26 protein-coding genes are annotated in these 24,829 nt (G+C 66.2%); 18 read left to right on the forward strand and 8 right to left on the reverse strand.

Annotated features, from left to right (window positions below; all coding sequences use genetic code 11):
• Positions 1–28: 28 nt before the first annotated feature.
• Positions 29–1,651 (forward strand): FMN-binding glutamate synthase family protein, encoded by a 1,623-nt coding sequence (locus H3005_RS03740; protein ID WP_100552123.1) that lies wholly within the window; start codon positions 29–31, stop codon positions 1,649–1,651.
• Between the two features lie 61 nt (positions 1,652–1,712).
• Entirely contained in the window at positions 1,713–2,174 is a 462-nt protein-coding gene (locus tag H3005_RS03745) for a GNAT family N-acetyltransferase (RefSeq protein WP_191077593.1), read from the forward strand.
• Positions 2,175–2,199: 25 nt separating this feature from the next.
• On the opposite strand, the gene H3005_RS03750 is transcribed toward H3005_RS03745, so the two are convergent.
• Positions 2,200–3,447: a TIGR03862 family flavoprotein gene (locus tag H3005_RS03750; RefSeq protein ID WP_100552125.1), complete on the reverse strand. Its 1,248-nt coding sequence runs from the start codon at positions 3,445–3,447 to the stop codon at positions 2,200–2,202.
• Entirely contained in the window at positions 3,434–3,868 is a 435-nt protein-coding gene (locus H3005_RS03755) for an FKBP-type peptidyl-prolyl cis-trans isomerase (protein ID WP_100552126.1), read from the reverse strand. Before H3005_RS03755 ends, H3005_RS03750 begins: the two co-directional genes overlap by 14 nt.
• Before the next feature lie 68 nt (positions 3,869–3,936).
• Between H3005_RS03755 and H3005_RS03760 the strand changes: the two genes are divergently transcribed.
• The 4 genes from H3005_RS03760 to H3005_RS03775 all read left to right on the forward strand — a co-directional run bounded on the left by H3005_RS03760 (position 3,937) and on the right by H3005_RS03775 (position 7,087).
• Positions 3,937–4,302 (forward strand): DUF6164 family protein, encoded by a 366-nt coding sequence (locus tag H3005_RS03760; protein WP_100552127.1) that lies wholly within the window; start codon positions 3,937–3,939, stop codon positions 4,300–4,302.
• Positions 4,303–4,567: 265 nt separating this feature from the next.
• The gene (locus H3005_RS03765) at positions 4,568–5,335 is read left to right on the forward strand and encodes a sulfurtransferase (RefSeq protein ID WP_100552128.1); all 768 of its coding nucleotides are present in this window, start codon (positions 4,568–4,570) and stop codon (positions 5,333–5,335) included.
• A gap of 191 nt (positions 5,336–5,526) precedes the next feature.
• Entirely contained in the window at positions 5,527–6,522 is a 996-nt protein-coding gene (locus H3005_RS03770; protein ID WP_100552129.1) for an LLM class flavin-dependent oxidoreductase, read from the forward strand.
• A gap of 67 nt (positions 6,523–6,589) precedes the next feature.
• Positions 6,590–7,087, forward strand: coding sequence for a pyridoxamine 5'-phosphate oxidase family protein (locus tag H3005_RS03775; protein WP_100552130.1), 498 nt, complete (start codon positions 6,590–6,592; stop codon positions 7,085–7,087).
• A gap of 201 nt (positions 7,088–7,288) precedes the next feature.
• Here the strand turns inward: H3005_RS03775 and H3005_RS03780 are convergent, their stop codons facing one another.
• Together H3005_RS03780 and H3005_RS03785 are read right to left on the reverse strand one after the other, a co-directional pair.
• Positions 7,289–7,942 (reverse strand): exopolysaccharide biosynthesis protein, encoded by a 654-nt coding sequence (locus H3005_RS03780; RefSeq protein WP_100552131.1) that lies wholly within the window; start codon positions 7,940–7,942, stop codon positions 7,289–7,291.
• Entirely contained in the window at positions 7,926–9,230 is a 1,305-nt protein-coding gene (locus tag H3005_RS03785) for a hemolysin family protein (RefSeq protein WP_223880018.1), read from the reverse strand. The genes H3005_RS03780 and H3005_RS03785 overlap by 17 nt, the downstream gene beginning before the upstream one ends.
• A 292-nt stretch (positions 9,231–9,522) precedes the next feature.
• On the opposite strand from H3005_RS03785, the gene H3005_RS03790 reads away from it, so the two are divergent.
• Together H3005_RS03790 and H3005_RS03795 are read left to right on the forward strand one after the other, a co-directional pair.
• Complete coding sequence (locus tag H3005_RS03790) at positions 9,523–10,149, forward strand: DUF47 family protein (RefSeq protein ID WP_025878890.1); 627 nt, start codon at positions 9,523–9,525, stop codon at positions 10,147–10,149.
• Positions 10,150–10,162: 13 nt separating this feature from the next.
• A complete protein-coding gene (locus H3005_RS03795) occupies positions 10,163–11,284 on the forward strand; it encodes an inorganic phosphate transporter (protein WP_089240221.1) in 1,122 nt (373 codons plus the stop codon).
• Positions 11,285–11,626: 342 nt separating this feature from the next.
• Here the strand turns inward: H3005_RS03795 and H3005_RS03800 are convergent, their stop codons facing one another.
• The 3 genes from H3005_RS03800 to parE all read right to left on the reverse strand — a co-directional run bounded on the left by H3005_RS03800 (position 11,627) and on the right by parE (position 15,905).
• The gene (locus tag H3005_RS03800) at positions 11,627–13,123 is read right to left on the reverse strand and encodes a S10 family peptidase (protein ID WP_191077595.1); all 1,497 of its coding nucleotides are present in this window, start codon (positions 13,121–13,123) and stop codon (positions 11,627–11,629) included.
• A gap of 98 nt (positions 13,124–13,221) precedes the next feature.
• Positions 13,222–13,800 (reverse strand): GNAT family protein, encoded by a 579-nt coding sequence (locus tag H3005_RS03805; RefSeq protein WP_100552132.1) that lies wholly within the window; start codon positions 13,798–13,800, stop codon positions 13,222–13,224.
• A gap of 215 nt (positions 13,801–14,015) precedes the next feature.
• Positions 14,016–15,905 (reverse strand): DNA topoisomerase IV subunit B, encoded by a 1,890-nt coding sequence (gene parE / locus H3005_RS03810; protein ID WP_191077596.1) that lies wholly within the window; start codon positions 15,903–15,905, stop codon positions 14,016–14,018.
• A gap of 160 nt (positions 15,906–16,065) precedes the next feature.
• Here parE and H3005_RS03815 point away from each other — a divergent pair, with 160 nt between their 5' ends.
• From H3005_RS03815 to truD, 10 genes are all read left to right on the forward strand, one after another.
• Positions 16,066–16,299 carry a hypothetical protein gene (locus H3005_RS03815; RefSeq protein WP_089240228.1) on the forward strand — a complete coding sequence of 78 codons (234 nt, stop codon included), beginning with the start codon at positions 16,066–16,068 and terminating at the stop codon, positions 16,297–16,299.
• Positions 16,300–16,700: 401 nt separating this feature from the next.
• Positions 16,701–18,365 (forward strand): CTP synthase, encoded by a 1,665-nt coding sequence (locus H3005_RS03820; protein WP_100464696.1) that lies wholly within the window; start codon positions 16,701–16,703, stop codon positions 18,363–18,365.
• A gap of 88 nt (positions 18,366–18,453) precedes the next feature.
• Positions 18,454–19,284, forward strand: coding sequence for a 3-deoxy-8-phosphooctulonate synthase (kdsA, locus tag H3005_RS03825; RefSeq protein ID WP_014036736.1), 831 nt, complete (start codon positions 18,454–18,456; stop codon positions 19,282–19,284).
• A complete protein-coding gene (locus H3005_RS03830; RefSeq protein ID WP_089240231.1) occupies positions 19,281–19,628 on the forward strand; it encodes a hypothetical protein in 348 nt (115 codons plus the stop codon). Before kdsA ends, H3005_RS03830 begins: the two co-directional genes overlap by 4 nt.
• Positions 19,628–19,960: a hypothetical protein gene (locus H3005_RS03835; RefSeq protein WP_100552135.1), complete on the forward strand. Its 333-nt coding sequence runs from the start codon at positions 19,628–19,630 to the stop codon at positions 19,958–19,960. The genes H3005_RS03830 and H3005_RS03835 overlap by 1 nt, the downstream gene beginning before the upstream one ends.
• Positions 19,961–20,057: 97 nt before the next feature.
• Positions 20,058–21,350 carry a phosphopyruvate hydratase gene (gene eno / locus H3005_RS03840; RefSeq protein WP_089240235.1) on the forward strand — a complete coding sequence of 431 codons (1,293 nt, stop codon included), beginning with the start codon at positions 20,058–20,060 and terminating at the stop codon, positions 21,348–21,350.
• A 4-nt stretch (positions 21,351–21,354) separates the two neighbouring features.
• Complete coding sequence (ftsB, locus tag H3005_RS03845) at positions 21,355–21,705, forward strand: cell division protein FtsB (RefSeq protein WP_191077597.1); 351 nt, start codon at positions 21,355–21,357, stop codon at positions 21,703–21,705.
• Complete coding sequence (gene ispD / locus H3005_RS03850) at positions 21,702–22,400, forward strand: 2-C-methyl-D-erythritol 4-phosphate cytidylyltransferase (protein WP_100552136.1); 699 nt, start codon at positions 21,702–21,704, stop codon at positions 22,398–22,400. Before ftsB ends, ispD begins: the two co-directional genes overlap by 4 nt.
• Before the next feature lie 34 nt (positions 22,401–22,434).
• Positions 22,435–22,932, forward strand: coding sequence for a 2-C-methyl-D-erythritol 2,4-cyclodiphosphate synthase (gene ispF / locus H3005_RS03855; protein ID WP_089240241.1), 498 nt, complete (start codon positions 22,435–22,437; stop codon positions 22,930–22,932).
• Entirely contained in the window at positions 22,929–23,960 is a 1,032-nt protein-coding gene (gene truD, locus H3005_RS03860) for a tRNA pseudouridine(13) synthase TruD (protein ID WP_100552137.1), read from the forward strand. The genes ispF and truD overlap by 4 nt, the downstream gene beginning before the upstream one ends.
• A 142-nt stretch (positions 23,961–24,102) precedes the next feature.
• Here truD and H3005_RS03865 read toward each other — a convergent pair whose 3' ends face one another.
• Positions 24,103–24,642 carry a Smr/MutS family protein gene (locus H3005_RS03865; protein WP_099820096.1) on the reverse strand — a complete coding sequence of 180 codons (540 nt, stop codon included), beginning with the start codon at positions 24,640–24,642 and terminating at the stop codon, positions 24,103–24,105.
• Positions 24,643–24,829 lie beyond the last annotated feature (187 nt).

Consider the following 24,829-nt stretch of genomic DNA (forward strand, 5'->3'; position numbering starts at 1 on the left):
TCGGGGGCAGTTGCAACCGAGGAACGCCATGCACCGGTATATCGTCTACCTGCTCGCCATCCTGATGTTTCCGATCTGCCTGTGGCTGGCCACGATCTGGCCGGCCTGGTATTGGGGCGTCGGCCTAACAGCTGCGATGGTGGCGCTGGGGACCTGGGACCTGCTGCAGAAGCGCAGCACCCTGCGCCGCAATTATCCGGTGATGGCGCACTTCCGCTACGGCTTGGAATCCATCGGCCCGGAGATCCGCCAGTACTTCGTGCAGAGCGATCTGGAAGATGTGCCGTTCTCGCGGCAGCAGCGCGCGCTGATCTACCAGCGTGCCAAGAACCAGATGGATACGGTGCCCTTCGGCACCCTGCGCAGCACCTATGCGGTGGACTACGAATGGATCAACCATTCACTGGCGCCGACCACCATCGCCAAGCACGATTTCCGCGTGCTGATCGGCGCGAACTGTGCCAAACCCTATTCGGCCAGCGTGTTCAACATCTCGGCGATGAGTTTCGGCTCGCTGTCGGCCAACGCGATCCGCGCGTTGAACGAAGGCGCGCGCCGCGGTGGCTTCTACCACGACACCGGCGAAGGCTCGATTTCACCGTATCACCGTGAGATGGGCGGCGACCTGGTCTGGGAGATCGGCTCGGGCTACTTCGGTTGCCGTGACGAGAAGGGCGGCTTCAGCGAGGAACGCTTCGCCATCAACGCCGCGCTCGAGCAGGTCAAGATGATCGAGATCAAGCTGTCGCAGGGCGCCAAGCCGGGCCACGGCGGCGTGCTGCCGGCGCCGAAGGTGACGGCCGAGATCTCGGTGACGCGTGGCGTGCCGATGGGCGTGGACTGTGTTTCTCCGTCACGCCATTCGGCGTTCTCCACACCGGTTGAACTGCTGCAATTCGTCGTCCGCCTGCGCGAGTTGTCCGGTGGCAAGCCGGTCGGCTTCAAGCTGGCCATCGGCCACCCGTGGGAATGGTTCGGCATCGCCAAGGCGATGCACGAGACCAGTCTGCTGCCTGACTTCATCGTCGTCGATGGCGCCGAAGGCGGCACCGGTGCGGCACCCGCCGAGTTCGTCGATCACGTGGGTGTGCCGATGCACGAGGCGTTGCTGCTGGTGCACAACACCCTGGTTGGCCTGGACCTGCGCGAGCACATCCGTATCGGCGCGGCCGGCAAGATAACCAGCGCGTTCGATATCGCCCGCACCATTGCGATGGGTGCTGACTGGTGCAATGCAGGGCGCGGTTTCATGTTCGCGCTGGGCTGCATCCAGTCGCTCAGCTGCCATACCGGCAAGTGCCCGACCGGCATCGCTACCCAGGATCCGGCGCGCTGGAAGCATCTGGATGCACCGGACAAGGCTACGCGCGTGTACAGCTTCCACGAGCACACCCTGCATGCGCTGAAGGAGCTGCTGTGTGCGGCAGGCTTGAATGATCCGGCCGAGCTTGGCCCGGAACACATCCTGCGCCGGGTGTCGCCGGTCGAGATCCGTTCGCTGGCTTCGTTGTACCGCTACCTGGAGCCGGGCGAGCTGCTGCACAAGGTGCCCGACCACGCGGTGTTCCATTCGTTCTGGGCCGATGCGCGCAGTGATTCCTTCCAGCCGCCGCCGAAGATCCAGGCGCTGCGGGCCAGCAAGTCGCGATGATCGCGTAGTAGAGCCGAGCCGGTGCTCGGCTGTACGAAAGCCAGAAACATACGGAGGCTGCATGCAGTTCAGGACCGGCACCAACGATGATGTAAGCACGCTGTGGGCCCTGCGAACGCGCTGCGTACGTGAGCTGTGCAGCAGCCACTATCCGCCAGAGGTGATCGCGCCGTGGTCGGCATCGCCACCGCCGGTGCAGTATTCGCGGCTGCTGGGGCAGGGTGGCTGTGTCGTCGCCGAGGATGATCGGGGCGAGGTGCTGGGTTTCGGTGTGCTCGATGCCGAGGGCAACGAGATCGACGCGCTGTTCGTCGATCCGGCTCAGGGCGGGCAGGGGATTGGCCAGGCGCTGATGCAGCGGTTGCTGGCCCTGGCCGATCCAATGCGCGAGGTGGTGTTGTCGGCCTCGCTCAATGCCGTGCCGTTCTACCAGCGGCAGGGCTTCGTTGCCGAACGCGAGGAACTGTATCCGCATCCCAGTGGCGTGGCATTGGCTTCGGTGAAAATGCGCCGGGCAGCCTGATGTGCCCGGCGCTACCGCACGTTGATCAACGCGTGGCCAACCACGCCGTTACGCCCTCTGCCGCGCGCCGTCCGCTGGCATAGCACGCCGTCAACAGGTAGCCACCGGTCGGGGCTTCCCAGTCCAGCATCTCTCCCGCGCAGAACACGCCCGGCACGGCACGCAGCATCAATCCATCGGTCAGCGCATCCAGGCGCACGCCACCGGCCGTGCTGATCACCTCGGCCATCGGTCGCGGGCGCAGCAGGCGCAACGGCAGGCGCTTCAATGTGGTGACTACGGCGGACAGATCGTTGCCGGCATCCTTGCCCAGCGTTTCGAATACCAGTGCGGTCTTCACGGCGTCCAGCCCAGCCTGGCGGCGCAGGTGCTCGCCGAAGCTGCGGCCCTTGCGCGGCTGCGAGAGATCGGCCTGCAGGCGTGCCTCGTCGCGGCCCGGAACCAGGTCCAGCCACAAAGTGGCGTGGCCGTCGCGGTTGATGGTGTCGCGCAGGTCGGCCGACAGGGCGTAGATCAGGCTGCCTTCGATACCGTACTCGCTGGCCACGCATTCTCCCTGCAGCGAGCGGGGCTCACCGTCCAGGCCATGCCAATGTGCGACAACCGGCTTCAGCGGCGCGCCCGCATGGCGCTGTGCGAAGAACGGTGTCCACGCCACGTCGAATCCGCAGTTGGCCGATTGCAGCGGCGCGACATCCACGGCGCGGGCCTGCAATACCGGAACCCATGCGCCGTCGCTGCCGAGCTGCGGCCAGCTTCCGCCACCCAGCGCCAACACGGTCGCGTCGGCGCGCACGTCCAGCACACCCGTCTCGGTGGCAAAGCGCAGTGCGCCGTCTTCGCTCCAGCCCAGCCAGCGATGGTTGACGTGCAGGCGCACGCCCTGTTCCTTCAGCCGGCGAACCCAGCCGCGCAGCAGCGGTGCGGCCTTGCGGTCAACCGGGAACACGCGGCCGGAACTGCCGACGTAGGTTTCCACGCCGAAGCCTGCTGCCCAGTCGCGCAGCGCCTGTGCGTCGAAGCCGTCCAGCCATTGGCCGACGCTGGCGGCCTGCTCGCGGTAGCGGCTGTCGAACAGCGGACGCGGGTCGGAATGGGTGAGGTTGAGCCCACCCTTGCCTGCGATCAGGAACTTGCGGCCCGGCGAGCCCTTGGCCTCGTACAGATCAACGTCGATCCCAGCCGCGCGCAGCCTCTCAGCGGCAAACAACCCCGCCGGGCCGCCGCCGATGACGGCGACGCGGCGCGGCGGGCGTACTTCACTGCTGGACATTGAGCAGCTCGACATCGAACACCAGCGATGAACCCGCCGGGATCGGGCCGACCTGGCGGTCGCCATAGCCGAATTCCGGCGGAATCATCAGCGTGCGCTTGCCTCCGACCTTCATGCCGGCCACGCCTTCATCCCAACCGCGGATGACCTGGCCGGCGCCCAGCGTGAAGGTGAACGGCTCGCCGCGTTCGACCGAACTGTCGAAGGTCTTGCCGTGCTTGTTGTCGGCGCGCTCGTCGTAGATCCAGCCGGTGTAATGCACGCTGACCTTCTGGCCCGGCACGGCCTCGGCGCCGGTGCCGGGCTGGGTATCGATGCGCTCGAAAGCGGCGATGGTGCCTCCCGGGGGCGGGCCAGGCGGTTCCGACGAGCAACCAACGGCGGCGAGGGACAGCAGCAGGGGAAGCAGCAGGCGGCGCATCGGCGTCTCCGTTGGTGATGAGTCAAGGGCGGCAAGGTTAGCGCATCGGCGCCGGGTATCATGGGCACATGGCAAAACTCCTGCTCAATCTGCGCAATGTCGGCAACGACGAATATGCCGATGTCTGCACGCTGCTCGACCAGCATGGCATCGCCTGGTACCGCACCGAACCCAGCCCCTGGGGCATCTCCAATGGTGGCCTGTGGCTGCGCGAGGATACCGACCAGCCGCGTGCCAAGGCGCTGATGGCCGAGTACCAGGCGGCCCGCGGCGTACGGGTACGCGCCGAGCGCGAGCAGGCCCTGCGCGATGGTACTGCCGAGACCTTTGGCAGCCTGTTCCGGCGTCGCCCTGGGTTCGTGGTGCTGGTGCTGCTGGGGATGGCGGTGGCGGCGGCATTGGTGCTGTTGCCGTTCATGCTGCTGCGGGGGTAGGGGTGTTCGGCCGGGTTGCACCCGGCACCCGCAGAGGCATTCAAGCAACATCACAAGCGGCTTTCCGTGGGATGGCGGGGCAGTGTGGGCTTGCGGGGCCGCCGTGAACCCGTCCATGGGGGCTTGGTCGCCGCATCCATGCGGCTCACACCCCGCAAACCCACACTGCCCCGCCTTCGACAGTTTCCGGCGTCTGTAGATCCACGCCATGCGTGGATGAACGGTGGAGGCTGATACGGGGGCGGTCAGGCGGTAAAATGGCGGGATGATCGCCAATACCGCTGCTTATCATTTCGCCGTCATCGACGCTCCGCAGGCCCTGTGTGACCAGCTGCAGGCGCGTGCCGAGGCGTCCGGCCTGCAGGGCACGATCCTGGTGGCGGGCGAGGGGCTGAACCTGTTCCTGGCGGGGGCACCGTCTGCTATCGATGGCTTCTACGCGGAACTGCGTGCAGATGCGCGCTTCGCCGACATGCGGGTCAAGACCAGCTTCAGCGAGCACCAGCCGTTCGCGCGGCTGAAGGCCAAGGTCAAGGACGAGATCATCAGCTTCCGCCGGGACGATGGCCAGCCGCTGGACTACCCGCGCGCGCCGGCGATCGATCCCGCCACCGTGCAGCGCTGGCTGCGGCAGGGGCACGATGATGCCGGCAAGCCGGTAGTGATGCTCGATACGCGCAATCTGCAGGAGATCGAGTACGGCACCTTCAAGGATGCGCTGGTTCTGCCCATCCACAAGTTCACCGATCTGCCTGAAGCACTGGCGCCTCATCGCGAGGCACTGAAGGACAGCACTGTGGTCAGTTTCTGCACCGGCGGCATCCGTTGCGAGAAGGCAGCGCTGTGGATGCTCAACGACGGCATGGACAACGTGCTGCAGCTCGATGGTGGCATCCTCGGCTACTTCGAGGAAGTGGGCGGCGAGGGCTACGAAGGCCGCTGTTTCGTGTTCGACGAACGCGTGGCGCTGGATGCCGAACTGAAGCCGCTGGTGGACGAACCGCTGGCTGCGCCGCGCCCCAGCGCGTTCTGACCCGCCTTGTGTAGAGCCGAGCCCACGCTCGGCTGCTGTGCACCGGGGAAATGCAGCCGAGCGTGGGCTCGGCTCTACACAGTCCGGTGGCGCTGAATCCGTCCCACAGGAATCAGCGTCCCGCTACCGGCACTGGCCGCCGGGGCGGGGCGACCCCATCAACAGGGGATCCTGTGACGGAAAACCGCCTGATGATCCCATTGTCGATCCTCGACCTGGCCCCGGTCTGCGAGGGCAGCGATACCACTGCCGCCTTCGCCAACATGCTCGAGCTGGCCCAGCATGCCGATGCGCTGGGCTACCGCCGCTATTGGTTGGCCGAACACCACAACATGCCTGGCATCGCCAGTGCCGCTACCGCGGTGCTGATCGGCCATGTCGCCGGTGGTACGAAACGCATTCGTGTCGGCGCCGGCGGCATCATGCTGCCCAACCACGCGCCGCTGCAGGTGGCCGAGCAGTTCGGCACCCTGGCCTCGCTGTACCCGGATCGCATCGACCTGGGCCTGGGTCGTGCACCGGGTACCGACCAGCCGACGGCGCGCGCCCTGCGCCGCTATTTCGACAGCGCCGACCAGTTCCCGCAGGACGTGCGCGAGCTGCTGCACTACTTCGAACCGGTGCAGCCCGGCCAAGCGGTGCAGGCGGTACCGGGTGGCGGCCTGCGGGTGCCGACCTGGATCCTCGGTTCCAGCCTGTTCGGCGCGCGCATGGCCGCCTCGATGGGCCTGCCGTACGCCTTCGCCTCGCACTTCGCGCCCGATTCCATGGACGAAGCGCTGGCGGTGTATCGCCGCGAATTCCGCCCTTCGGCCACGCTCAAGCAACCGCACGCGATGCTGGCGTTGAACGTGGTGGCCAGTGACAGCGAGGCCGAATCGCGCCGGCTGTTCACCAGCCAGCAACAGAGCTTCGTCAATCTGCGGCGCGGCCGTCCGGGCAAGATCCCGGCGCCGATCGATGACATCGAATCGTTCTGGGAACCGCACGAGAAGCTGGGCGTGGAGCGGGCGCTGGCGTGCACCGTGCTGGGTGATCCGCAGCAGGTGGCCGACGGCATTGCAGCGTTCGTTGAACGCCACCAGCCCGACGAACTGATGCTTACCGCCAACCTGTACGACCACCGCGCGCGTCTGCGCTCGTTCGAGCTGGCGATGCACGCCTGGCACGCCCGCCACGCGGGCTGAACAATTGCGTCACGGCAATTTGCGGCGCAGGCGCGTCTGATGGGGACTCACACCTCCGGAGTCCCCCATGGACCAGTCCCGTACCGAACACATTGCCCAGCTGGCCGAACTGATCAAGGACGTGGAGGTGGCGATGTTCACCACCCGCGGTGTCGACGGGCGTCTCTACAGCCGCCCGCTCGGCACCCAGCAGGTCGCCTTCGATGGTGATCTGTGGTTTGCCACCGCTGCCGACAGCCCGAAGGTGGCGGAGATCGCGCTCGACCCGCGGGTCAACGTGGCCTATGCCTCACCGTCGAAGAATACGTATGTCTCGGTGGCGGGTGTGGCGCGCATTGTCGATGACCGCGCCAAGGTCGAAGAGCTTTGGTCGCCGGCGATGAAGCTGTTCTTTCCCGGTGGTCCCGATGATCCGAAATTGCGGTTGATCCGCGTGCGTGCGGAGACCGCCGAATACTGGGACGGTCCGGGCACGCTGCTGGGCTCGGCCCTTAGTTTCGTGTTGTCGGCCGTGCAGGATGAGCCGGCACAGTTGGGCGACAACGGCTTCATCGACCTGCGTTGAGGTGCCGCATCCACGCATGGCGTGGATCTACTGGGTTCAAGGTAGATCCGCGTCAGTCGTGGATGCGCGCGATCGAAAGTAGATCCACGCCATGCGTGGATGCACCCGGTCCGAAGTAGATCCACGCCATGCGTGGATGCACCCGGTCCGAAGTAGATCCACGCCATGCGTGGATGGGAATCGCGCGGTAATTGCCTGCGCTCAGAACCAGCGCTGGAACAGTTCGACGGTGTAACCCACCAGTTGCCCGGAACTGAAACCAAAGAACGCGATCGCCACCACTGCAGCCACCCAGTTGAACAACATCAGCGCACCGTCGCGCTCGAGCAGCGCCAGCGCGAACAGCAGCAACTGGAAACCGAACAGGTAGTTGGTGAACGGGATCGGCAGCGACAGCAGCAGGCCGAGCAGCACCAGCAGCAGGCCGCTGAAGGCGTGGGCCGGGGCAGGCGTCAGCAGCTGTGGCATGCGCGGCTTGAGCATGCGGTCGAGCCGGCGCAGGGCACCGTCGATGCGGTCCAGGAACCGGTGCATGGTGCCGCGCTTGGGCCCACGCCGGGCGATGAACCCAGGCATCCAGGGCCGGCGCATGCAGAACAGCATCTGCAGGCCGATCAGGATCACCAGCGGCCCGCTGACCGCACCGCCCAGCCCCGGGATGGGGATGAAGGCGGGCAGGATGGCGACGAACAGGAACACACCGAAGGCACTCTGCTGCAGGTCCTGCAGGATCTGCCCCAGCTTCATGTGCTGGGCGGGGTCACCGAAGGCGAACATCGCCAGCAGGGTGCGGATGCCCTCGTTGCGGTACTCCGGCGGCGCAGCGCCGGGGCCGGACTCAGGCGGTGAGCTCATCGGCCTGCTCGTCGGACAGGGTGCGAAGCAGCAGCTTGTCCACGCGCGCACCGTCCAGATCGACCACCTCGAAGCGCCAGCCGGCCCAGTCGAAGTACTCGCCCGCGTGCGGGATGCGGCCGAAGAAGTGGATGCACATGCCGGCCAGGGTGTAGTAATCGCCATCCTCGGCGTCGGGCAGGTCGTTGCTGCCGATCAGCTCGCGCAGATCCTCGATCGGCAGCGAGCCGTCCACCAGCAGCGAACCGTCTTCACGGGTCACCACCAGCGCGTCTTCGTCGGCATTCTCCGTCGCCTGCAGGCGGCCGACCACTGCGCCCATCAGGTCACTGATGGTCACCAGGCCCTGGATCTCGCCGTACTCGTCCACCACCAGCGCCATCGACTGCTGTTCTTCGCGGAAGATCTCCAGCAGCTTCATCGCATGGGTGGATTCAGAGACGTACAGCGGCTCGCGCAGGGTCTGGAACAGCGCGTTGTCGCCGCGCGCCATGCGCGTGGCCAGCGATTTCAGCTCAAGCACGCCGACCACGTCCATGTCGTTGTCGCGGTACACCGGGTACCGCGAGAACTCGTGCTCGGCCATGATCTCCAGGTTCTTGTCCAGGCCACCCAGTGTGTCCAGCCAGGCGATCCGGTTGCGCGGGGTCATCAGGCTGTCGGCGGTACGGTCGCCCAGGCGCATCACGCGGTTCATCATGTCGCGTTCGTGGCTGTCGATCACGCCGGCCTCGTGGCTCTCGGCCACCAGCATGCGGATCTCTTCTTCGGTGACCGACGCGACCTCGTCCTTGCCCAGGCCGAACAGGCGCAGTACCAGCTGGGTGGTCTTTGACAGCAGCCAGACGAAGGGGAAGGCCAGCTTGGCCAGCCAGCTCATCGGCAGCGCCACCAGTCCGGCGATGTCCTCTGAACGGGTCAGGGCCAGGCGCTTGGGTACCAGTTCGCCGAAGATCAGCGTGATGAAGGTGATGAAGGTGACCGCCAGCGCCTTGCCAACGGCACCGGCATAGGCGAAGCCCGGCATCAGCCCCTGGATCCAGCCGCCGATGGCCTCGCCCAGTGCTTCGCCGCCGAGGAAGCCGGTCAGCACGCCGATCACGGTGATGCCGATCTGTACGGTGGACAGGAACGCTTCCGGCTTCTCCGACAGCTCCAGCGCCTTGGCCGCGCGCTTGGAGGTGCCGGCCAGCTGCTTCAGCCGGCTCTTGCGCGAGGTCATGACCGACATCTCGGACATGGCAAAGAAGCCGTTCAACAGAACGAGCGCGAAGACAATCAGGATCATTTCAAACACGGGCATCGTCCCCGGTTGGTGACAGGGAGGGCGGGTGCTTGCGATGGCGGCAGGCGCTCAGGAACAGGGTCCGGCGCGGCGCTGGGGGATAAGGGTCGTCGTCCATAAGGTGCGCCCGAAGGCGCGCTGGCATCTTAGCAAAGGGCCGTGGCTGGGTGGCAAATGCCTGTTCAGTTTTGGGCCTCCCGGCCCCGAAAAGGGGGCAGGGATACCCGTGATGGTCATCTAGCCGTCATAATTCGCACTGGTGCCGTCCTTCCCGCGACGGCTGACAGGTTTCTCAATGTTCTCTCTGCAGACCATTTTCGGTTCCGGCAAACAGTTCTACACCCTGCTTGATGAGGCTGCCGTCGCGGCTTCCGATGCCGCCAAGGCACTGCATTCGATGCTGCGCGACGCCGATCGCCAGCCCGCCCTGGATGCCTTCAAGCTGGCCCGACTGCGCGAACGCGCGGCCTCGGACAAGATCAGCCAGGCGCTGGTGGACAGCTTCATGACCCCGATCGAGCGCGAAGACATCGAAGCGCTGGGCTCGGCCCTGTACAAGATTCCCAAGCAGATCGAGAAGTTCGCCGATCGCTATTCGCTGGCCACGACCCACCTGGAGCACATCGACTTCGCGCCCCGCGCGGCGATGCTCGAGCAGGCCGCTGGCGTGGTGGTGGAGATGGTCGCCGACCTGCGCCACATGAACCTGGACCGGATGACCGCGCTCAACGAGCGCCTGCGTTCGCTGGAAAACGAGGCCGACCGCCTGATGCTCGAGCTGTACCGCGACATCTACTCCGGTCGCTTGGACAACCTGCAGATGTTCCTGCTGAAGGAATTCTTCGAGATCCTGGAAAAGGCCATCGACCGCTGCCGCGAAGCCGGCGTGGTGGCCTACCAGATCGTGTTGAAGAACAGCTGACGGACGCCACAGCATGCTGACCCTCGTTCTGGTGGTGATCCTGGCCGCGCTCGTTTTCGAGTTCATCAACGGCTTCCACGACACCGCCAACTCCATCGCCACCGTGGTGGCGACCAAGGTGCTCTCGCCCGGTTGGGCGGTGATGCTCGCCGCGTTCATGAACCTGCTGGGTGCGCTGACCGGCACCGCCGTGGCCCTGACCATCGCGTCGGGCCTGCTCAACACCAACGTGGTCGATGTGACCCCGCAGGTGATCCTGTGCGCGCTGCTCGGCGGCATCATCTGGAACCTGATCACGTGGTGGAAGGGCCTGCCGTCCTCGTCCTCGCACGCGCTGATCGGCGGCCTGTGTGGTGCCGGCCTGGCCGCAGCCCACAACAACTGGGATGCGCTGATCTGGTCGGAACGCTTCGGCAGCTGGGCGCAGAACAAGGGCCTGCTGTGGAAGGTGTTCGTGCCGATGATCACCTCGCCGATTGCCGGCTTCCTGCTCGGCATCGTGGTGATGGTGCTGCTGTGGGCGCTGATCGCCGGCCTGGCCAAGATCGGCGGCGCGATCGGCCGACTGGCGCGCCCGCGCATCGTCAATGCGTTCTTCGGCAAGGCGCAGATCGCCTCGGCGGCCTACATGGGCTTCGCCCACGGCCACAACGATGCGCAGAAGACCATGGGCATCATCGCGATGACCCTGATCGGGGCCGAAGCGACCGGTGCGTTGAACGACCTGCCGTCGTGGCTGGCCTTCATGCATCCGGACGCGCACGCCGGTGATGGCATCGCCATGTGGATCGTGCTGACCTGCGCCGTGGTGATGGCCGCCGGTACCGCCTCGGGCGGCTGGAAGATCATCAAGACCCTGGGCCACAAGATGGTCAAGCTGCATCCGATCCACGGTTTCGCCGCGGAAACCAGCTCGGCCACCGTGCTGACCGTGGCTGCCCACTTCGGCATGCCGGTGTCGACCACCCACAGTATCTCGACCGCGATCATGGGCGTCGGCTTCGCCAAGAACCCGCGTTCGCTGCGCCTGGGCGTGATCGAGCGCATCGTCTGGGCCTGGATCCTGACCATCCCGGCGGCAGGCGGCTGCGCCTACCTGATCCTGAAGCTGTTCGAGCTGTTCGGCTGGGCCTGAAGCCCGAGGCATTGGGGTCAGAGCCCTTTCCCTACGGGAAAAGGATCTGACCCCGGCAAATCAAAAAGCCCGCCGGATTCCGGCGGGCTTTTTTCATGGCAGATCATTTCCCCGTATCCACGCATGGCGTGGATCTACTGCAGGTCGCGTGAACCTGTCAGCGACGGGGTGGGGTGGGTGTGCAGGACCGTTGGCGCCATGGATGGCGCCATCGAGCCCCCAAGGACGGGTTCACGGCGTGTCCTGCACACCCACCCCATCCCGCCGCCCTCCAGAGGCCGAGCCTTTGCCGTTGCTCTGGCCTCTGCGGGTGCCGGGCCGCAGGCCCGGCCCACACACCCCTCAATTACGCTGGAACAGCGCCTGCACATCCCTGCGGAACGCCGCCTGGCTGTCAGCCCTGCTGTAGAACATGTGCCCGCCTGGATAGCTGCGCACCTGCACGCGGTCCGGATTGCTGCCCATCGTCGGCATCTGGTCCACCGTCAGGATCGAGCCCATGAACGGGCACGACAGGTCATTCCAGCCATGCACGATCAGCACCTGCAGATGCGGGTCGATCGCCACCGCCTGGCGCAGCTGGGTCACTGCACCCTCGCGCAGGTCGCCATTGCGATCCCACAGACGGTTCACGTCGTAGTTCAGCGCCTGGTAGCGCGCATCCACCTTCCAGCCGACCTCGCGGGTGACGAAGTCGACCATCGCCGTGGTGGTCGGCGCGATGATGCTGTCCAGCAGCGGATCGTTGGCGCGCTGCTCCGGATCGTTCGGGAACGGATCGAATGCCGTGACGTTGGAGTCGTAGCGGCTGCCCAGCGTGCCCTTGTCGCGGAACACCTCGCGCAGGTAGGCCTGGGTTTCCAGGCGACCGCCAGCGCGGCGCACGAACTGCGGGTCAAGGCCGGTCAACTCGGCCACCCGGCGCAGCATCGCCTCGGTCGCCTGCGGATCACTGCGGCCCTTCATCAACGCAGTGGCGTAGTCGCCGCGGGTGTACTCGACCACCTCGCGCATCGCCGCGTCGGTCAGTTTGCCCTGGCGCTCCAGGTGCGCGGCCGCGATCGAGGGCAGGGTCTGCATCCACGCCATCGGCGAAACATCGGCGTTGTCTTCCAGGGTCGGGCTCAGGTACGGCGACACCAGCACCAGGCCGTTCATCGCCACGCCCAGGCGGGTCCGCAGGAAGTGGGTGATGCGCGGGCCGCGATAGCCGCCATAGCTCTCGCCGGTCAGGTACTTGCGCGCGCCCATGCGCTGGTTGCGCAGCAGCCAGTCGTAGATCGAGCGCGACAGGTACTCGATGTCGGCGCTGGGGTTGTACAGCTGCTTCTTCGCTTCGTCATCGCCGATGCGGGCGCGGCTGAAGCCGGTTCCTACCGGATCGATGAACACCAGGTCGGTGAAATCCAGCCAGGTGCCAGGATTGTCGTGCAGCTTCGCCGGCGCCGATGCGCTGTCGCCTTCCGAACCGAAGGTCACCACCTTCGGGCCGATGGCGCCCAGGTTGAGGTACACCGACGACGCGCCGGGGCCGCCATTGAGCGCGAAGGTCACCGGCCGGTCCTTGCCCGGCATGGTGTAGGCGGTGAACACCACATCGGCGATCACCTTGCCCTTCGCATCGCGTACCGGCAGCGTGCCGACGGTGGCGGTGTAGTCGAGGGTGCGGCCCGCCAGGCGCATGCTCTGGCGAGCCGACGCATCGGCCGGCAGCGGAGCGGCCTCGGTCTTTTCTTCTTTCGTTTCGGAGGCGCTGTCAGCAGCAGGAGCGGCCAGTACGCAGACAGGGGCGATCAGCAGGCCGACGCAGAGCGCGGCAGAGTGCAGCAGGAACTTCATGGCACCGGAACGGCAGCGGAAGGGACCCCGATGCTAGGACGGGGTGTCGCCTGCCGTATGTGTCCAAAGGCATGGGCCGGCGTTGCGGCCTGATCCGGTCAAGCCGAGGTGGCAGCTGGCGCAGCGTCGTCGGCCAGCAGCCCATACACGGCCGAGTCCGCCAGTTCACCGCGGATACGCCAGCGCTGCCGCAGCAGGCCTTCGCGGTGGAAACCCAGGCGTTCGAGCACATGTGCCGAGGCCTCGTTGCGTGGATCGATCTCGGCTTCCACCCGATGCAGTTGCAGGGTGTTGAACAGATAGGCCAGCACCCGCTGCAGCGCTTCATGCATGTAGCCGTGGCCCTGCCTGCCAGGTGCAAGCAGATAGCCTATTTCGGCGCGGGCGGCGTCGCGATCCAGCGCAAACACCACGCAGATGCCCAGCAGCGGGCCGTCCACCGATTCGCGCAGGGCCAGCTTCAACTGCGTGCCGGTAGCCTGTGCGGCCAGGTCGTCGTCGATCTGCGCACGTGCTTCGGCGGGGCGCGTCCATGCCGGGTGGTTCCACCAGTGCATCACGTCCGGGTCGGACTGCAGGGCGAACAGGGCCGCGGCGTCATCGCGGCGGATGGGACTCAGCACCAGGCGCGCGCTGTGCAGCGGCAGCCCGGGAAACAGCAGCGAGTTGGCGGGCAATGGGGTCGTCCACGCGGATGAGCGCGCATTATGGACCCGCAGGGTTTGCCGATGGGGGCGGATCCACCCGCCCGGTAGTGCTGGCCGCTCGCCGGCATCCAGGTATCCCGGTGGTTCACGGAAAGCAGCCGGCCAGCGGCCGGCACTACCACACGTGAGGGGATCGCCCGAGAGTTGGGGCCGTCGCCACGGCCCCGTGCAATGACGCGCCGGAATCAGGCTTCCAGGGAAGCCAGATCGCCCTTGCTCTCCAGCCAGCCCTTGCGATCCGATGCACGCTTCTTGGCCAGCAGCATGTCCATCAGCGAACGGGTCTGCTCACCATCATCAATGGTCAGCTGCACCAGACGGCGCGTGTCCGGGTGGATGGTGGACTCGCGCAGCTGCGGCGGATTCATCTCGCCCAGGCCCTTGAAGCGGGTCACGTTGATGGCGCCCTTGATCTTCTCGCGTTCGATCTTGTCCAGCATCGAGCGCTTTTCTTCCTCATCCAGAGCGTAGAACACCTGCTTGCCCACGTCGATGCGGAACAGCGGCGGCATCGCCACGAACACGTGGCCGGCATCGACCAGCGCCGGGAAGTGCTTCAGGAACAGTGCGGTCAGCAGGGTGGCGATATGCAGGCCATCCGAGTCGGCGTCGGCCAGGATCACCACCTTGCCGTAGCGCAGGCCGGTGATGTCATCCTTGCCCGGGTCGCAGCCGATGGCCACCGCCAGGTTGTGTACTTCCTCCGAGGCCAGCACGCTGTTGGAGGACACTTCCCAGGTGTTGAGGATCTTGCCGCGCAGCGGCAGGATCGCCTGGAAATCCTTGTCGCGGGCCTGCTTGGCGCTGCCGCCTGCCGAGTCGCCCTCGACCAAGAACAGCTCGGTGCGCGACAGGTCCTGGCTGATGCAGTCGGCCAGCTTGCCGGGCAGGGCAGGGCCCTGGGTGACCTTCTTGCGGACAACCAGCTTCTCGGTCTTCAGGCGCGCGCTGGCGCGCTCGATGGCGATCTGCGCGATCTTTTCGCCCAGCTCCACGTTCTGGTTCAGCAGCAGGCTGAACGCATCGTGCGCGGCGCCTTCGACGAAACCTGCGGCCTGGCGCGAAGACAGGCGTTCCTTGGTCTGGCCGCTGAACTGCGGGTCGGTCATCTTCAGCGACAGCACGAACGACACGCGGTCCCACACGTCTTCCGGGGCCAGCTTGACGCCGCGCGGCAACAGGTTGCGGAAGTCGCAGAACTCGCGCAGCGCCTCGGTCAGGCCGGTGCGCAGGCCGTTGGCGTGGGTGCCGTGCTGTGCGGTCGGGATCAGGTTGACGTAGCTTTCCTGCACCAGTTCGCCTTCCGGCAGCCAGGCCACGGCCCAGTCCACGATCTCGGTGTCTTTCTTCAGGTTGCCGACGAACAGATCGGCCGGCAGCGACTCGCGATCGCCCAGCTCCATCTTCAGGTAGTCGCGCAGGCCGTCTTCGTAGTACCAGGTATCGACTTCACCGGTGGCTTCGTCGGTCAGCTTGACGGTCAGGCCCGGGCACAGCACGGCCTTGGCGCGCAGCAGGTGCTTGAGCGCACGCACCGCGAACTTGGGCGTATCGAAGTACTTCGGGTCCGGCCAGAAGCGCAGGCGTGTGCCGGTGTTCTTCTTGCCAACGGTGCCGACCACTTCCAGCGGCGAGGCGCGGTCGCCGTTGCGGAAGGTGATGCGGTGTTCGGCACCTTCGCGCTTGATGTGGATTTCCACCAGGGTCGACAGCGCATTGACCACGCTGACGCCGACGCCATGCAGGCCGCCGGAGAAGGTGTAGTTGTTGTTGTTGAACTTGCCGCCGGCATGCAGGCGGGTAAGGATCAGCTCGACGCCCGGGATCTTCTCTTCCGGATGGATGTCCACCGGCATGCCGCGGCCGTCATCGCTGACCTCCACGCTGCCGTCCTTGAACAGGGTGATCTCGATCGAGCGGGCATGGCCTGCGAGGGCCTCGTCCACCGAGTTGTCGATCACTTCCTGCGCCAGGTGGTTCGGGCGCGCGGTGTCGGTATACATGCCGGGGCGGCGCTTGACCGGGTCAAGGCCGGACAGGACTTCAATATCGGCGGCGTTATAGCGGGCGTTCATCTGTCTTCGAAAGCGTGGAGCGACGGGCAAGTGTGCGGTCTGGACCGGGAATTTGCACGCCTGCGGTTCAGCCTCGTTGGCGGGGAGGGGGTAAAATGGCAACCGCTGGAACCGAACACCGGCGCCCCCCATATCCGAGCCATACCGCGAGGAGGACTCCATGAAGAAGTTGCTGACCATTGCGATCCTGGCTGCCGCCGCTGTTGCAGTGCCGATGGTGCTGGCGCAGAACGCCGGCCAGCCTGCTCCGCAGCAGGGTGACCAGGCCGACAAGGCGCAGTCCGAAGCCGACGCCAAGGCCAAGCGCCGCGCGCAGGCCAATGCCGAGATGAAGGCCAAGGGCCAGCCGGTGCCGCAGCAGGAAGAAGAGGAAGAGGCACGCAAGAAGAAGTAATTCTTCTGCCCCTCCGAAGCCCTTGCCACAAGGGTTTCACCCTTGAACGCCCCGCCCAGCGGGGCGTTTCTTTTTGCCGATGGCGTCATCTGCCCCTTGGGTTGGCGGCCATCTATCTGTAAACTATGGCTTTCCGGGAGTAAGTGCGTGTCCACCATTTGCGAATGGGCTGGCACGGCCAAGCGTGGCCTCCAGCAAAGCGGGTCGCAGGTGACGGTCGAAGTGACCGGCACGGCCGCCCCGACCTCGCAGGGTGGTTCCCCGTTGGCGCCTGGCGCTGGCCGGGCCCGCACCTCCCTCGCTGCTCCAGCGAACCGGAAAACCCCCTTTCTGCTCCACGCCCGCCCCCCGGGCAGGCGTGGCGCTGCCGTTTTCCATTTCCAGACAGGATGCTTGCAGCCATGACTCCCTTGATTTTCGTAACCGGCGGCGTGGTGTCCTCGCTCGGCAAAGGTATTGCCGCCGCGTCACTGGCCGCCATTCTCGAAGCGCGTGGCCTGAAGGTCACGATGATGAAGCTCGATCCGTACATCAACGTCGATCCGGGCACCATGAGCCCGTTCCAGCACGGTGAGGTGTATGTCACCGACGACGGCGCCGAAACCGATCTCGACCTGGGCCACTACGAGCGTTTCGTGCGCACCCGCCTGAGCCGCAAGAACTCGGTCACCACCGGTCGCATCTACGAAGAGGTGATCCGCAAGGAGCGCCGCGGCGACTACCTGGGCGCGACCGTGCAGGTCATTCCGCACATCACCGATGAGATCCGTCGCTGCATGGACGAAGCCACCGAGGGCTTCGACGTGGCCCTTGTGGAGATCGGTGGCACCGTCGGTGACATCGAGTCGCTGCCGTTCCTGGAGGCGATCCGCCAGGTGCGCACCGAGCGTGGCCCGGAAAAGGCACTGTTCATGCACCTCACCCTGGTGCCGTACATCGCCGCCGCGGGTGAACTGAAGACCAAGCCGACCCAGCACTCGGTGAAGGAACTGCGCTCGATCGGCATCCAGCCGGATGTGCTGCTGTGCCGCTCGGAACAGCCGGTGCCGGATTCGGAGCGTCGCAAGATCGCCCAGTTCACCAACGTCTCCGAGCGCGCGGTGATCAGCGTGCCCGACGTCGATGTGCTGTACCGCATTCCGATGGGCCTGCACGCACAGGGCCTGGACGAGATCGTCATCAACCAGCTGAAGCTGGCCGACAAGGCCGGCCCGGCCGACCTTTCGATGTGGGAAGACGCCGTCGATGCCACCCTGCATCCGCTGGATGCGGTGACCATCGCGGTGGTTGGCAAGTACATCGACCACCAGGACGCCTACAAGTCGGTCGGCGAGGCGCTCAAGCACGGTGGCCTGCGCCAGCGCACCAAGGTCACCCTGAAGTGGCTGGAAGCGCAGGACCTGGAAGGCAGCGACATGTCCGCGCTGGCTGATGTCGACGGCATCCTGGTGCCGGGTGGTTTCGGCGACCGTGGCTTCGAAGGCAAGGTCCTCACCTCGCAGTACGCCCGTGAGCAGAAGGTGCCGTACTTCGGCATCTGCTACGGCATGCAGGCTGCCGTGGTCGACTACGCGCGCCACGTGGTGGGCCTGGAAGACGCCAACAGCACCGAGAACGATCGCCAGTCGCCTAACCCGGTGATCGGCCTGATCACCGAGTGGCGCACCGCCACCGGCGACGTGGAAAAGCGTGACGACAAGAGCGACCTGGGCGGCACCATGCGCCTGGGCCTGCAGGAGCAGCGCCTGAAGCCGGGCACGCTGGCCCGCGAGCTGTACGGCAAGGACGTGGTCGCCGAGCGTCACCGCCACCGTTACGAGTTCAACAACCGCTACCGCACCCAGCTGGAAGACGCGGGCCTGGTGATCGCCGGCAAGTCGATGGATGACACTCTGGTGGAAGTGGTTGAGCTGCCGCGCGACCAGCATCCGTGGTTCCTGGCCTGCCAGGCGCACCCGGAATTCCTGTCCACCCCGCGTGATGGCCACCCGCTGTTCATCGGCTTCATCCGTGCCGCGCGCGAGCGCAAGGCCGGTGGCAAGCTGCTGCAGGAAGTGCGCGCCTGACTTGTCATGGGGGCCGCCGGCCCCCATCTTGCTCGCTTCAACCCCAGCGCACCGGCACTGCCGGTGTAGCGGACAACAAGGAAACGCCATGAAACTGTGTGGATTCGAGGTCGGGCTGGACCAGCCCCTGTTCCTGATCGCCGGCCCCTGCGTGATCGAGTCGATGCAGCTGCAGCTGGATACCGCCGGCAAGCTGAAGGAAGTGACCGACAAGCTCGGTGTGAACTTCATCTTCAAGTCCAGCTTCGACAAGGCAAACCGCACCTCCGGCACGGCCTTCCGTGGCCCGGGCATGGAAGAGGGCCTGAAGGTGCTGGCCGAGGTCAAGAAGCAGATCGGCGTGCCGGTGCTGACCGACGTGCACGAGTACACCCCGATGGACGAAGTGGCCTCGGTGGTGGACGTGCTGCAGACCCCGGCGTTCCTGGTCCGCCAGACCGACTTCATCCGCAAGGTGTGCTCGGCCGGCAAGCCGGTCAACATCAAGAAGGGCCAGTTCCTGGCGCCGTGGGACATGAAGCCCGTTGTCGAGAAGGCCAAGGCCACCGGCAACGAGCAGATCATGGTCTGCGAGCGTGGCGCCAGCTTCGGCTACAACAACCTGGTCAGCGACATGCGTTCGCTGGCGGTGATGCGCGATACCGGCTGCCCGGTGGTGTTCGATGCCACCCATTCGGTACAGCTGCCGGGCGGGCAGGGCACCAGTTCCGGCGGCCAGCGCGAGCATGTGCCGGTACTGGCTCGCGCCGCGGTTGCCGTGGGCATCTCCGGCCTGTTCGCCGAGACCCATCCGGACCCGTCCAAGGCGTTGTCCGATGGCCCCAATGCGTGGCCGCTGGATCAGATGGAAGCCCTGCTCGAGACCCTGATGGAGCTTGACGCGGTGACCAAGAAGCACGGCTTCTCGCGCTTCGCGTGAGTCAGCACCCGCAGGCGGCGCTGGAGATCCAGCGTCGTCGCCGGCACTGGCGGCAGTGGCCGTGGGGCCCGATTGCACTCGGTCTGGCCTTGCTTTCGGTATCCGGCGTATTCGCCATCGGCATGCTGTTCGGTGCCGGTATGCGTCCGTCCAGTGCGGGCGGTCCGGTAGTGAACCTGCTGCCTTTCGTCATCGCGCTGGCGGTGGCCGAAGTGCTGACCATTTCCGCAGGGCTTTTCGCCGCGGTGCTCGGCTGGCGCCTGAACCGGGGCAGGGTCACCGCTGCACTGGCGATGGTCCTGCTGTCGCTGTGGGTGGGCATCCTGCTGCACGATCTGCTTTGATGAATACGACGCCTGAACCCTCGCGCAGTCGCCCCTGGGGCCTGATCGCCCTGTTGCTGTCGGTGCTCGCCTGGGGCGCGTTGCTGCTGGGCGTGCTGGCCTTCGCCGCCAGCTTCCGGCCGCCGGGGGATGGCAACAACGGCGTGCAGGCTGTGCAGTACTGGATGCTGGGCGCATTGGTCACGCTGGTGCTGTCTTTCGTGGGCAGCCTGGGCGCGATGGTGATGGCCTGGCGACGGGGACGCGGGCCGGTATGCGCGGCCATTGCCGGTGCGCTGCTGGTGATGCTGGTGTCGCTGGTGATGATCGTGATCGGGTCCAGCTGGGGCTGATGCCGCTCAGGCCATTTGGCAAGTGAGGGGTAGCCGGGGATAATCACGCGGCATTCGTTTTTGTCGCCCCCTCTCCATACAGGTAACCGGCCCGACCATGAGTACGATCCGCAGCATCCATGCCCGTGAAATCCTCGACAGCCGTGGCAACCCCACGCTGGAAGCCGAAGTCACCCTGGAGGACGGTTCGTTCGGTCGCGCCGCGGTTCCCTCCGGCGCATCGACCGGCACCAAGGAAGCGGTGGAGCTGCGTGACGGCGACAAGACCCGTTACCTCGGCAAGGGCGTGCGCAAGGCCGTCGACAACGTCAACGGCGCCATCGCCAACGCACTGAAGGGCTTCGAGGCCACCGACCAGGCCGGCCTGGACCGTCGCCTGATCGATCTGGATGGCACCGAGAACAAGGGCCGCCTGGGCGCCAACGCACTGCTGGGTGTTTCCATGGCCGCCGCGCACGCCGCCGCTGCCTCCAGCAAGCAGGCACTGTGGCAGTACCTGGCCAGCAAGACCGGCGCGACCCCGTCGCTGCCGGTGCCGATGATGAACATCATCAACGGCGGCGCGCACGCCGACAACAACGTCGATTTCCAGGAATTCATGGTGCTGCCGGTCGGCTTCACCTCGTTCTCCGAAGCGCTGCGTGCCGGCACCGAAATCTTCCATTCGCTGAAGTCGGTGCTGAAGGGCCACGGCCTGAGCACGGCGGTGGGCGACGAAGGCGGCTTCGCGCCGGACTTCCGCAGCAACGTCGAAGCGCTGGACACCATCCTTGAAGCCATCGGCAAGGCCGGCTACACCGCCGGTGAAGACGTGCTGCTGGGCCTGGACGTGGCCTCCAGCGAGTTCTTCGAGAACGGCAAGTACAACCTGGTCGGCGAGAACAAGCGCCTGACCTCCGAGCAGTTCGTCGACTTCCTCGCCGACTGGGCCGCGCAGTACCCGATCATCACCATCGAAGACGGCCTGGCCGAGAACGACTGGGCGGGCTGGAAGCTGCTGACCGATCGCATCGGCAAGAAGGTGCAGCTGGTCGGCGACGATCTGTTCGTCACCAATCCGAAGATCTTCCAGGAAGGCATCGATTCGGGCACCGCCAACGCGATCCTGATCAAGGTCAACCAGATCGGCACCCTCAGCGAAACCCTCGAAGCGATCGCCATGGCCGACCGTGCCGGTTACGCCGCCGTGGTCTCGCACCGTTCGGGTGAAACCGAAGACACCACCATCGCCGATATCTCGGTGGCCACCACTGCCACCCAGATCAAGACCGGCTCGCTGTGCCGCAGCGATCGCGTGGCCAAGTACAACCAGCTGCTGCGCATCGAGGAAGCTCTCGGTGCCGGCGCGCGTTACGCTGGTCGTGACGCGTTCGTGTCGCTGAAGCGCTGAGCCGATGCGCGACTGGCGCTGGCTGCTGTTGTTGCTGGCCCTGCTGCTGGCATGGCTGCAGTACGGTTTCTGGTTCGGCCCGGGCAATTCGGGTGAAGTGATGATGCTCGAAGCCCAGGTCGCCAACCAGGAGCGGGACAATGACGGTCTGCAGCAGCGTAACGATGCGCTTGCTGCTGAAGTGAAGGACCTCAAGGAAGGCCAGTCCGCCATCGAAGAACGCGCGCGCAGCGAGCTGGGCATGATCAAGCCCGGCGAGAAGTTCTATCGCGTCGTGGAAGATGCACCAACGCGTCCGGCGCAGCCTGCGCCGGTCACGGCCCAGGCCGGTGACCATCCGGCAGACGTGCCATGAGCGCGGCGATCTGGGTGGTTGTTCCGGCCGCAGGGCGCGGCACGCGTTTTGGTGCGCCGTTGCCCAAGCAGTACCTGCAGGCTGGCGGGCAGACCCTGCTCGCCCATACCCTGGACACGCTGCTGGCACACCCGGCCGTGGCCGGGGCGATGGTGGTGATCGGTGCGGACGATGCTGACTGGCCGGGCTGGACCGAATGGGCCGGCAAGCCGGTGCTGACCTGCACCGGTGGCGCCACCCGCGCCGCCTCGGTGCTGGCGGGGCTGCAGGCCCTGCCGGACAGTGTGCGTGCCGATGAATTCGTCCTGGTGCACGACGCGGCGCGTCCGAACCTGTCGCAGGCCGATCTTGGCCGCCTGCTGGAAGTAGGGCGTACCGACCCGGTCGGCGCCATTCTGGCCGCGCCGGTGCGCGACACGCTCAAGCGTGCTGGCGACGATGGCGGCATCGATGGCACCGAACCGCGTGAGCGCCTGTGGCGTGCACTGACGCCGCAGCTGTTCCGCCGTCACCAGCTGATCCGCGCCTTGTCCGAAGCGGCCGCCGCCGGTATCGACGTCACCGACGACGCCATGGCCATGGAGCGCCAGGGCCAGCGCCCGCTGCTGGTGGAAGGCAGCGAGGACAACTTCAAGGTCACCACCCCGGCCGATCTCGATCGTTTCGAATTCGTACTCTCCCGCCGCGCCGGCTGATCGCCCGCGCGGCCCTGCTGCAAGGGCTGCATCCATGAGCACCTCCCCGTTCCCGCCCGTCCGTATCGGCCAGGGCTACGACGTCCATGCCTTCGGTGAAGGCGACCACATCATGCTCGGCGGCGTTGCGGTACCGCACAGCTGCGGCGTGCTCGCGCACAGCGATGGTGACGTGATCCTGCACGCGCTGTGCGACGCCATGCTTGGCGCGATCGCGCTGGGTGACATCGGCCAGCACTTCCCGCCCAGCGACGACCGCTGGAAGGGCGCGGACAGCAGCGAGTTCGTGCGCCACTGCGACAGCCTGCTGCGCGAGCGCGGCTGGCGTGTCGGCAACACCGACATCACCGTGATCTGCGAGCGGCCCAAGGTCGGCCCGCATGCCCTGGCCATGCGTGAGCGCATCGGTGAACTGCTGCAGCTGCCGTTGGATGCGGTCAGCGTCAAGGCCACCACGTCCGAGAAGCTGGGCTTCACCGGCCGCGGCGAAGGCATCGCCGCGCAGGCGGTCGTCCTGCTGGTGGCCGCATGATCCCGTTGCCGCTCGCGTTCGGCGCGCCGCTGCTGCAGGCGCGCATCCGCACCACGCCGGAAGACTTCCAGGTCGATGAACTGCCGGCCTTCGAGGCGACGGGTGAAGGTGAGCATCTGCTGCTGCATATCCGCAAGCGTGGTGCGAACACGATGCACGTGGCCAAGGTGCTGGCCAAGTGGGCGGGTCTGCCGGAAATGGCGGTCAGCTATGCCGGCATGAAGGATCGCAATGCGGTCACCACCCAGCGCTTCAGTGTGCATCTGCCCAAGCGCGTCGCGCCGGACCTGGCCGAACTGGCCAGTGACGAGATCGAGGTGATCGAGTCCACCTGGCACAACCGCAAGTTGCAGCGCGGTGCGCTGGCGGGCAACCGCTTCAAGCTGGTGCTGCGCGATGTGCAGGGTGACGCCGCGGCAATCGACGAGCGCCTGCAGCAGATTGCCACGCGCGGCCTGCCGAACTGGTTCGGCGAGCAGCGCTTCGGTCGTGATGGCGGCAATGTACCGGCCGCGCTGGCGATGTTCGGGGGCCGCCGCATGCGCAAGGACCAGCGTTCGCTGCTGTTGTCGGCCGCCCGTTCGGCGCTGTTCAACCGGGTGCTGGCCGCGCGCGTGGAGCACGGCAGCTGGGACCAGCCGCTGCAGGGTGAAGTGTGGATGCTGGACGGCAGCCGCAGCGTGTTCGGTCCCGAGCCGTACAGCGACGTGCTGGCCGAGCGCCTGGCGCGCTTCGACATCCACCCCAGCGCCCCGCTGTGGGGCGAGGGTGAGCTGCGCAGCACTGACGCCGCCCGTGAGCTGGAACTGGCAGCGCTGGATGATGACGAATCCAAGGCACTGCGTGTCGGCCTGGAAGAGGCGCGGCTGAAGCAGGAGCGACGCGCGCTGCGGCTGCGTCCGGCACTGCTGCAGCACCAGTGGTTGGCCGCTGACGTGCTGGAGCTGTCCTTCGCGCTACCGCCGGGCTGCTACGCCACGGCCGTCCTGCACGAGCTCGGGCCCATCGAAGACGCGTCGCAGGCCTGAAAGAAAATGGGGGCGGAGGCGAAGTGCATCCACGCATGGCGTGGATCTACTTGCTTCCGCTCGCCCCAGTAGATCCACGCCATGCGTGGATGGGCTGTCAGTAGATCCACGCCATGCGTGGATGAATCCAGCCGCCAGAACGTCAGCGCCGCGCCAGCAGCACCAGCACTGCGCCGGTGCCGCCTTGCCCGGTCGGGGCGGAATGGAACGCCAGCACGTCGTTGCGCAGGCGCAGCAGCCGATCCACCAGGTTCTTCAACACGGGCGCACTGCCATCGGACTGCAGGCCCTTGCCGTGGATGATGCGCACGCAGCCGTACTCGTGGGCATGCGCCTCCAGCAGGAACTGGCGCAGCATCGCCTCGGCCTGCGCGGCAGTGGCGCCATGCAGGTCCAGTTCGTCCTGCACCGAGTACTGCCCGCGCTTCAAGCGCTGGAACAGACGTGGCGGCAGATTGTCTCGCCGATAGCTGGCAACGTCGCCGGCTTCGAGGGGAGCGTTGTCGCGCAGCAGCCGGGCGAACTCACCGGCGGCTTCTGCGTCGTCTCGCTCGGCCATGCGCGCGCGCGGCTTGGGGCGCGGCGCGGCAGGCGCGGGCTCCACTTCCTTGCGCAGCGGCGTCACTTCGCCGATGGCTGCACGGAACAAGGCAGCCGGATCTTCGTCTTCAGGGTGCGACATGCGCACAGGTTAAACCGGCTGCGCGGGTCTGCCTATGACCGTTTGATGCCGGCCGTGACCGCAGACAGGGTAGGACCCAGCGCCCGCTTGCGGCACAATAGTCGGCGCACTTGCGGAGCTGCCTCCTCCTTGGAGGAGACGGGTTGGCTTCGCCCACGATGCAAGGTGACGGGATCGAATTCTTGGA

This window comes from Stenotrophomonas sp. Br8, from assembly GCF_014763005.1.
Lineage (GTDB): Bacteria > Pseudomonadota > Gammaproteobacteria > Xanthomonadales > Xanthomonadaceae > Stenotrophomonas > Stenotrophomonas lactitubi.

Excerpts from the sequence above, each read along its gene's own strand:
- H3005_RS03865 (WP_099820096.1), bottom strand. The coding sequence starts at position 24,642 with ATGTCGCACCCTGAAGACGAAGATCCGGCTGCCTTGTTCCGTGCAGCC.
- H3005_RS03770 (WP_100552129.1), top strand. The coding sequence starts at position 5,527 with ATGATCCCATTGTCGATCCTCGACCTGGCCCCGGTCTGCGAGGGCAGC.
- H3005_RS03800 (WP_191077595.1), bottom strand. The coding sequence starts at position 13,123 with ATGAAGTTCCTGCTGCACTCTGCCGCGCTCTGCGTCGGCCTGCTGATC.
- H3005_RS03775 (WP_100552130.1), top strand. The coding sequence starts at position 6,590 with ATGGACCAGTCCCGTACCGAACACATTGCCCAGCTGGCCGAACTGATC.
- H3005_RS03820 (WP_100464696.1), top strand. The coding sequence starts at position 16,701 with ATGACTCCCTTGATTTTCGTAACCGGCGGCGTGGTGTCCTCGCTCGGC.
- H3005_RS03765 (WP_100552128.1), top strand. The coding sequence starts at position 4,568 with ATGATCGCCAATACCGCTGCTTATCATTTCGCCGTCATCGACGCTCCG.
- ftsB (WP_191077597.1), top strand. The coding sequence starts at position 21,355 with ATGCGCGACTGGCGCTGGCTGCTGTTGTTGCTGGCCCTGCTGCTGGCA.
- H3005_RS03815 (WP_089240228.1), top strand. The coding sequence starts at position 16,066 with ATGAAGAAGTTGCTGACCATTGCGATCCTGGCTGCCGCCGCTGTTGCA.
- H3005_RS03740 (WP_100552123.1), top strand. The coding sequence starts at position 29 with ATGCACCGGTATATCGTCTACCTGCTCGCCATCCTGATGTTTCCGATC.
- H3005_RS03785 (WP_223880018.1), bottom strand. The coding sequence starts at position 9,230 with ATGATCCTGATTGTCTTCGCGCTCGTTCTGTTGAACGGCTTCTTTGCC.
- truD (WP_100552137.1), top strand. The coding sequence starts at position 22,929 with ATGATCCCGTTGCCGCTCGCGTTCGGCGCGCCGCTGCTGCAGGCGCGC.
- ispD (WP_100552136.1), top strand. The coding sequence starts at position 21,702 with ATGAGCGCGGCGATCTGGGTGGTTGTTCCGGCCGCAGGGCGCGGCACG.
- H3005_RS03835 (WP_100552135.1), top strand. The coding sequence starts at position 19,628 with ATGAATACGACGCCTGAACCCTCGCGCAGTCGCCCCTGGGGCCTGATC.
- kdsA (WP_014036736.1), top strand. The coding sequence starts at position 18,454 with ATGAAACTGTGTGGATTCGAGGTCGGGCTGGACCAGCCCCTGTTCCTG.
- H3005_RS03790 (WP_025878890.1), top strand. The coding sequence starts at position 9,523 with ATGTTCTCTCTGCAGACCATTTTCGGTTCCGGCAAACAGTTCTACACC.
- H3005_RS03745 (WP_191077593.1), top strand. The coding sequence starts at position 1,713 with ATGCAGTTCAGGACCGGCACCAACGATGATGTAAGCACGCTGTGGGCC.
- ispF (WP_089240241.1), top strand. The coding sequence starts at position 22,435 with ATGAGCACCTCCCCGTTCCCGCCCGTCCGTATCGGCCAGGGCTACGAC.
- H3005_RS03755 (WP_100552126.1), bottom strand. The coding sequence starts at position 3,868 with ATGCGCCGCCTGCTGCTTCCCCTGCTGCTGTCCCTCGCCGCCGTTGGT.
- parE (WP_191077596.1), bottom strand. The coding sequence starts at position 15,905 with ATGAACGCCCGCTATAACGCCGCCGATATTGAAGTCCTGTCCGGCCTT.
- H3005_RS03760 (WP_100552127.1), top strand. The coding sequence starts at position 3,937 with ATGGCAAAACTCCTGCTCAATCTGCGCAATGTCGGCAACGACGAATAT.
- eno (WP_089240235.1), top strand. The coding sequence starts at position 20,058 with ATGAGTACGATCCGCAGCATCCATGCCCGTGAAATCCTCGACAGCCGT.
- H3005_RS03780 (WP_100552131.1), bottom strand. The coding sequence starts at position 7,942 with ATGAGCTCACCGCCTGAGTCCGGCCCCGGCGCTGCGCCGCCGGAGTAC.
- H3005_RS03750 (WP_100552125.1), bottom strand. The coding sequence starts at position 3,447 with ATGTCCAGCAGTGAAGTACGCCCGCCGCGCCGCGTCGCCGTCATCGGC.
- H3005_RS03795 (WP_089240221.1), top strand. The coding sequence starts at position 10,163 with ATGCTGACCCTCGTTCTGGTGGTGATCCTGGCCGCGCTCGTTTTCGAG.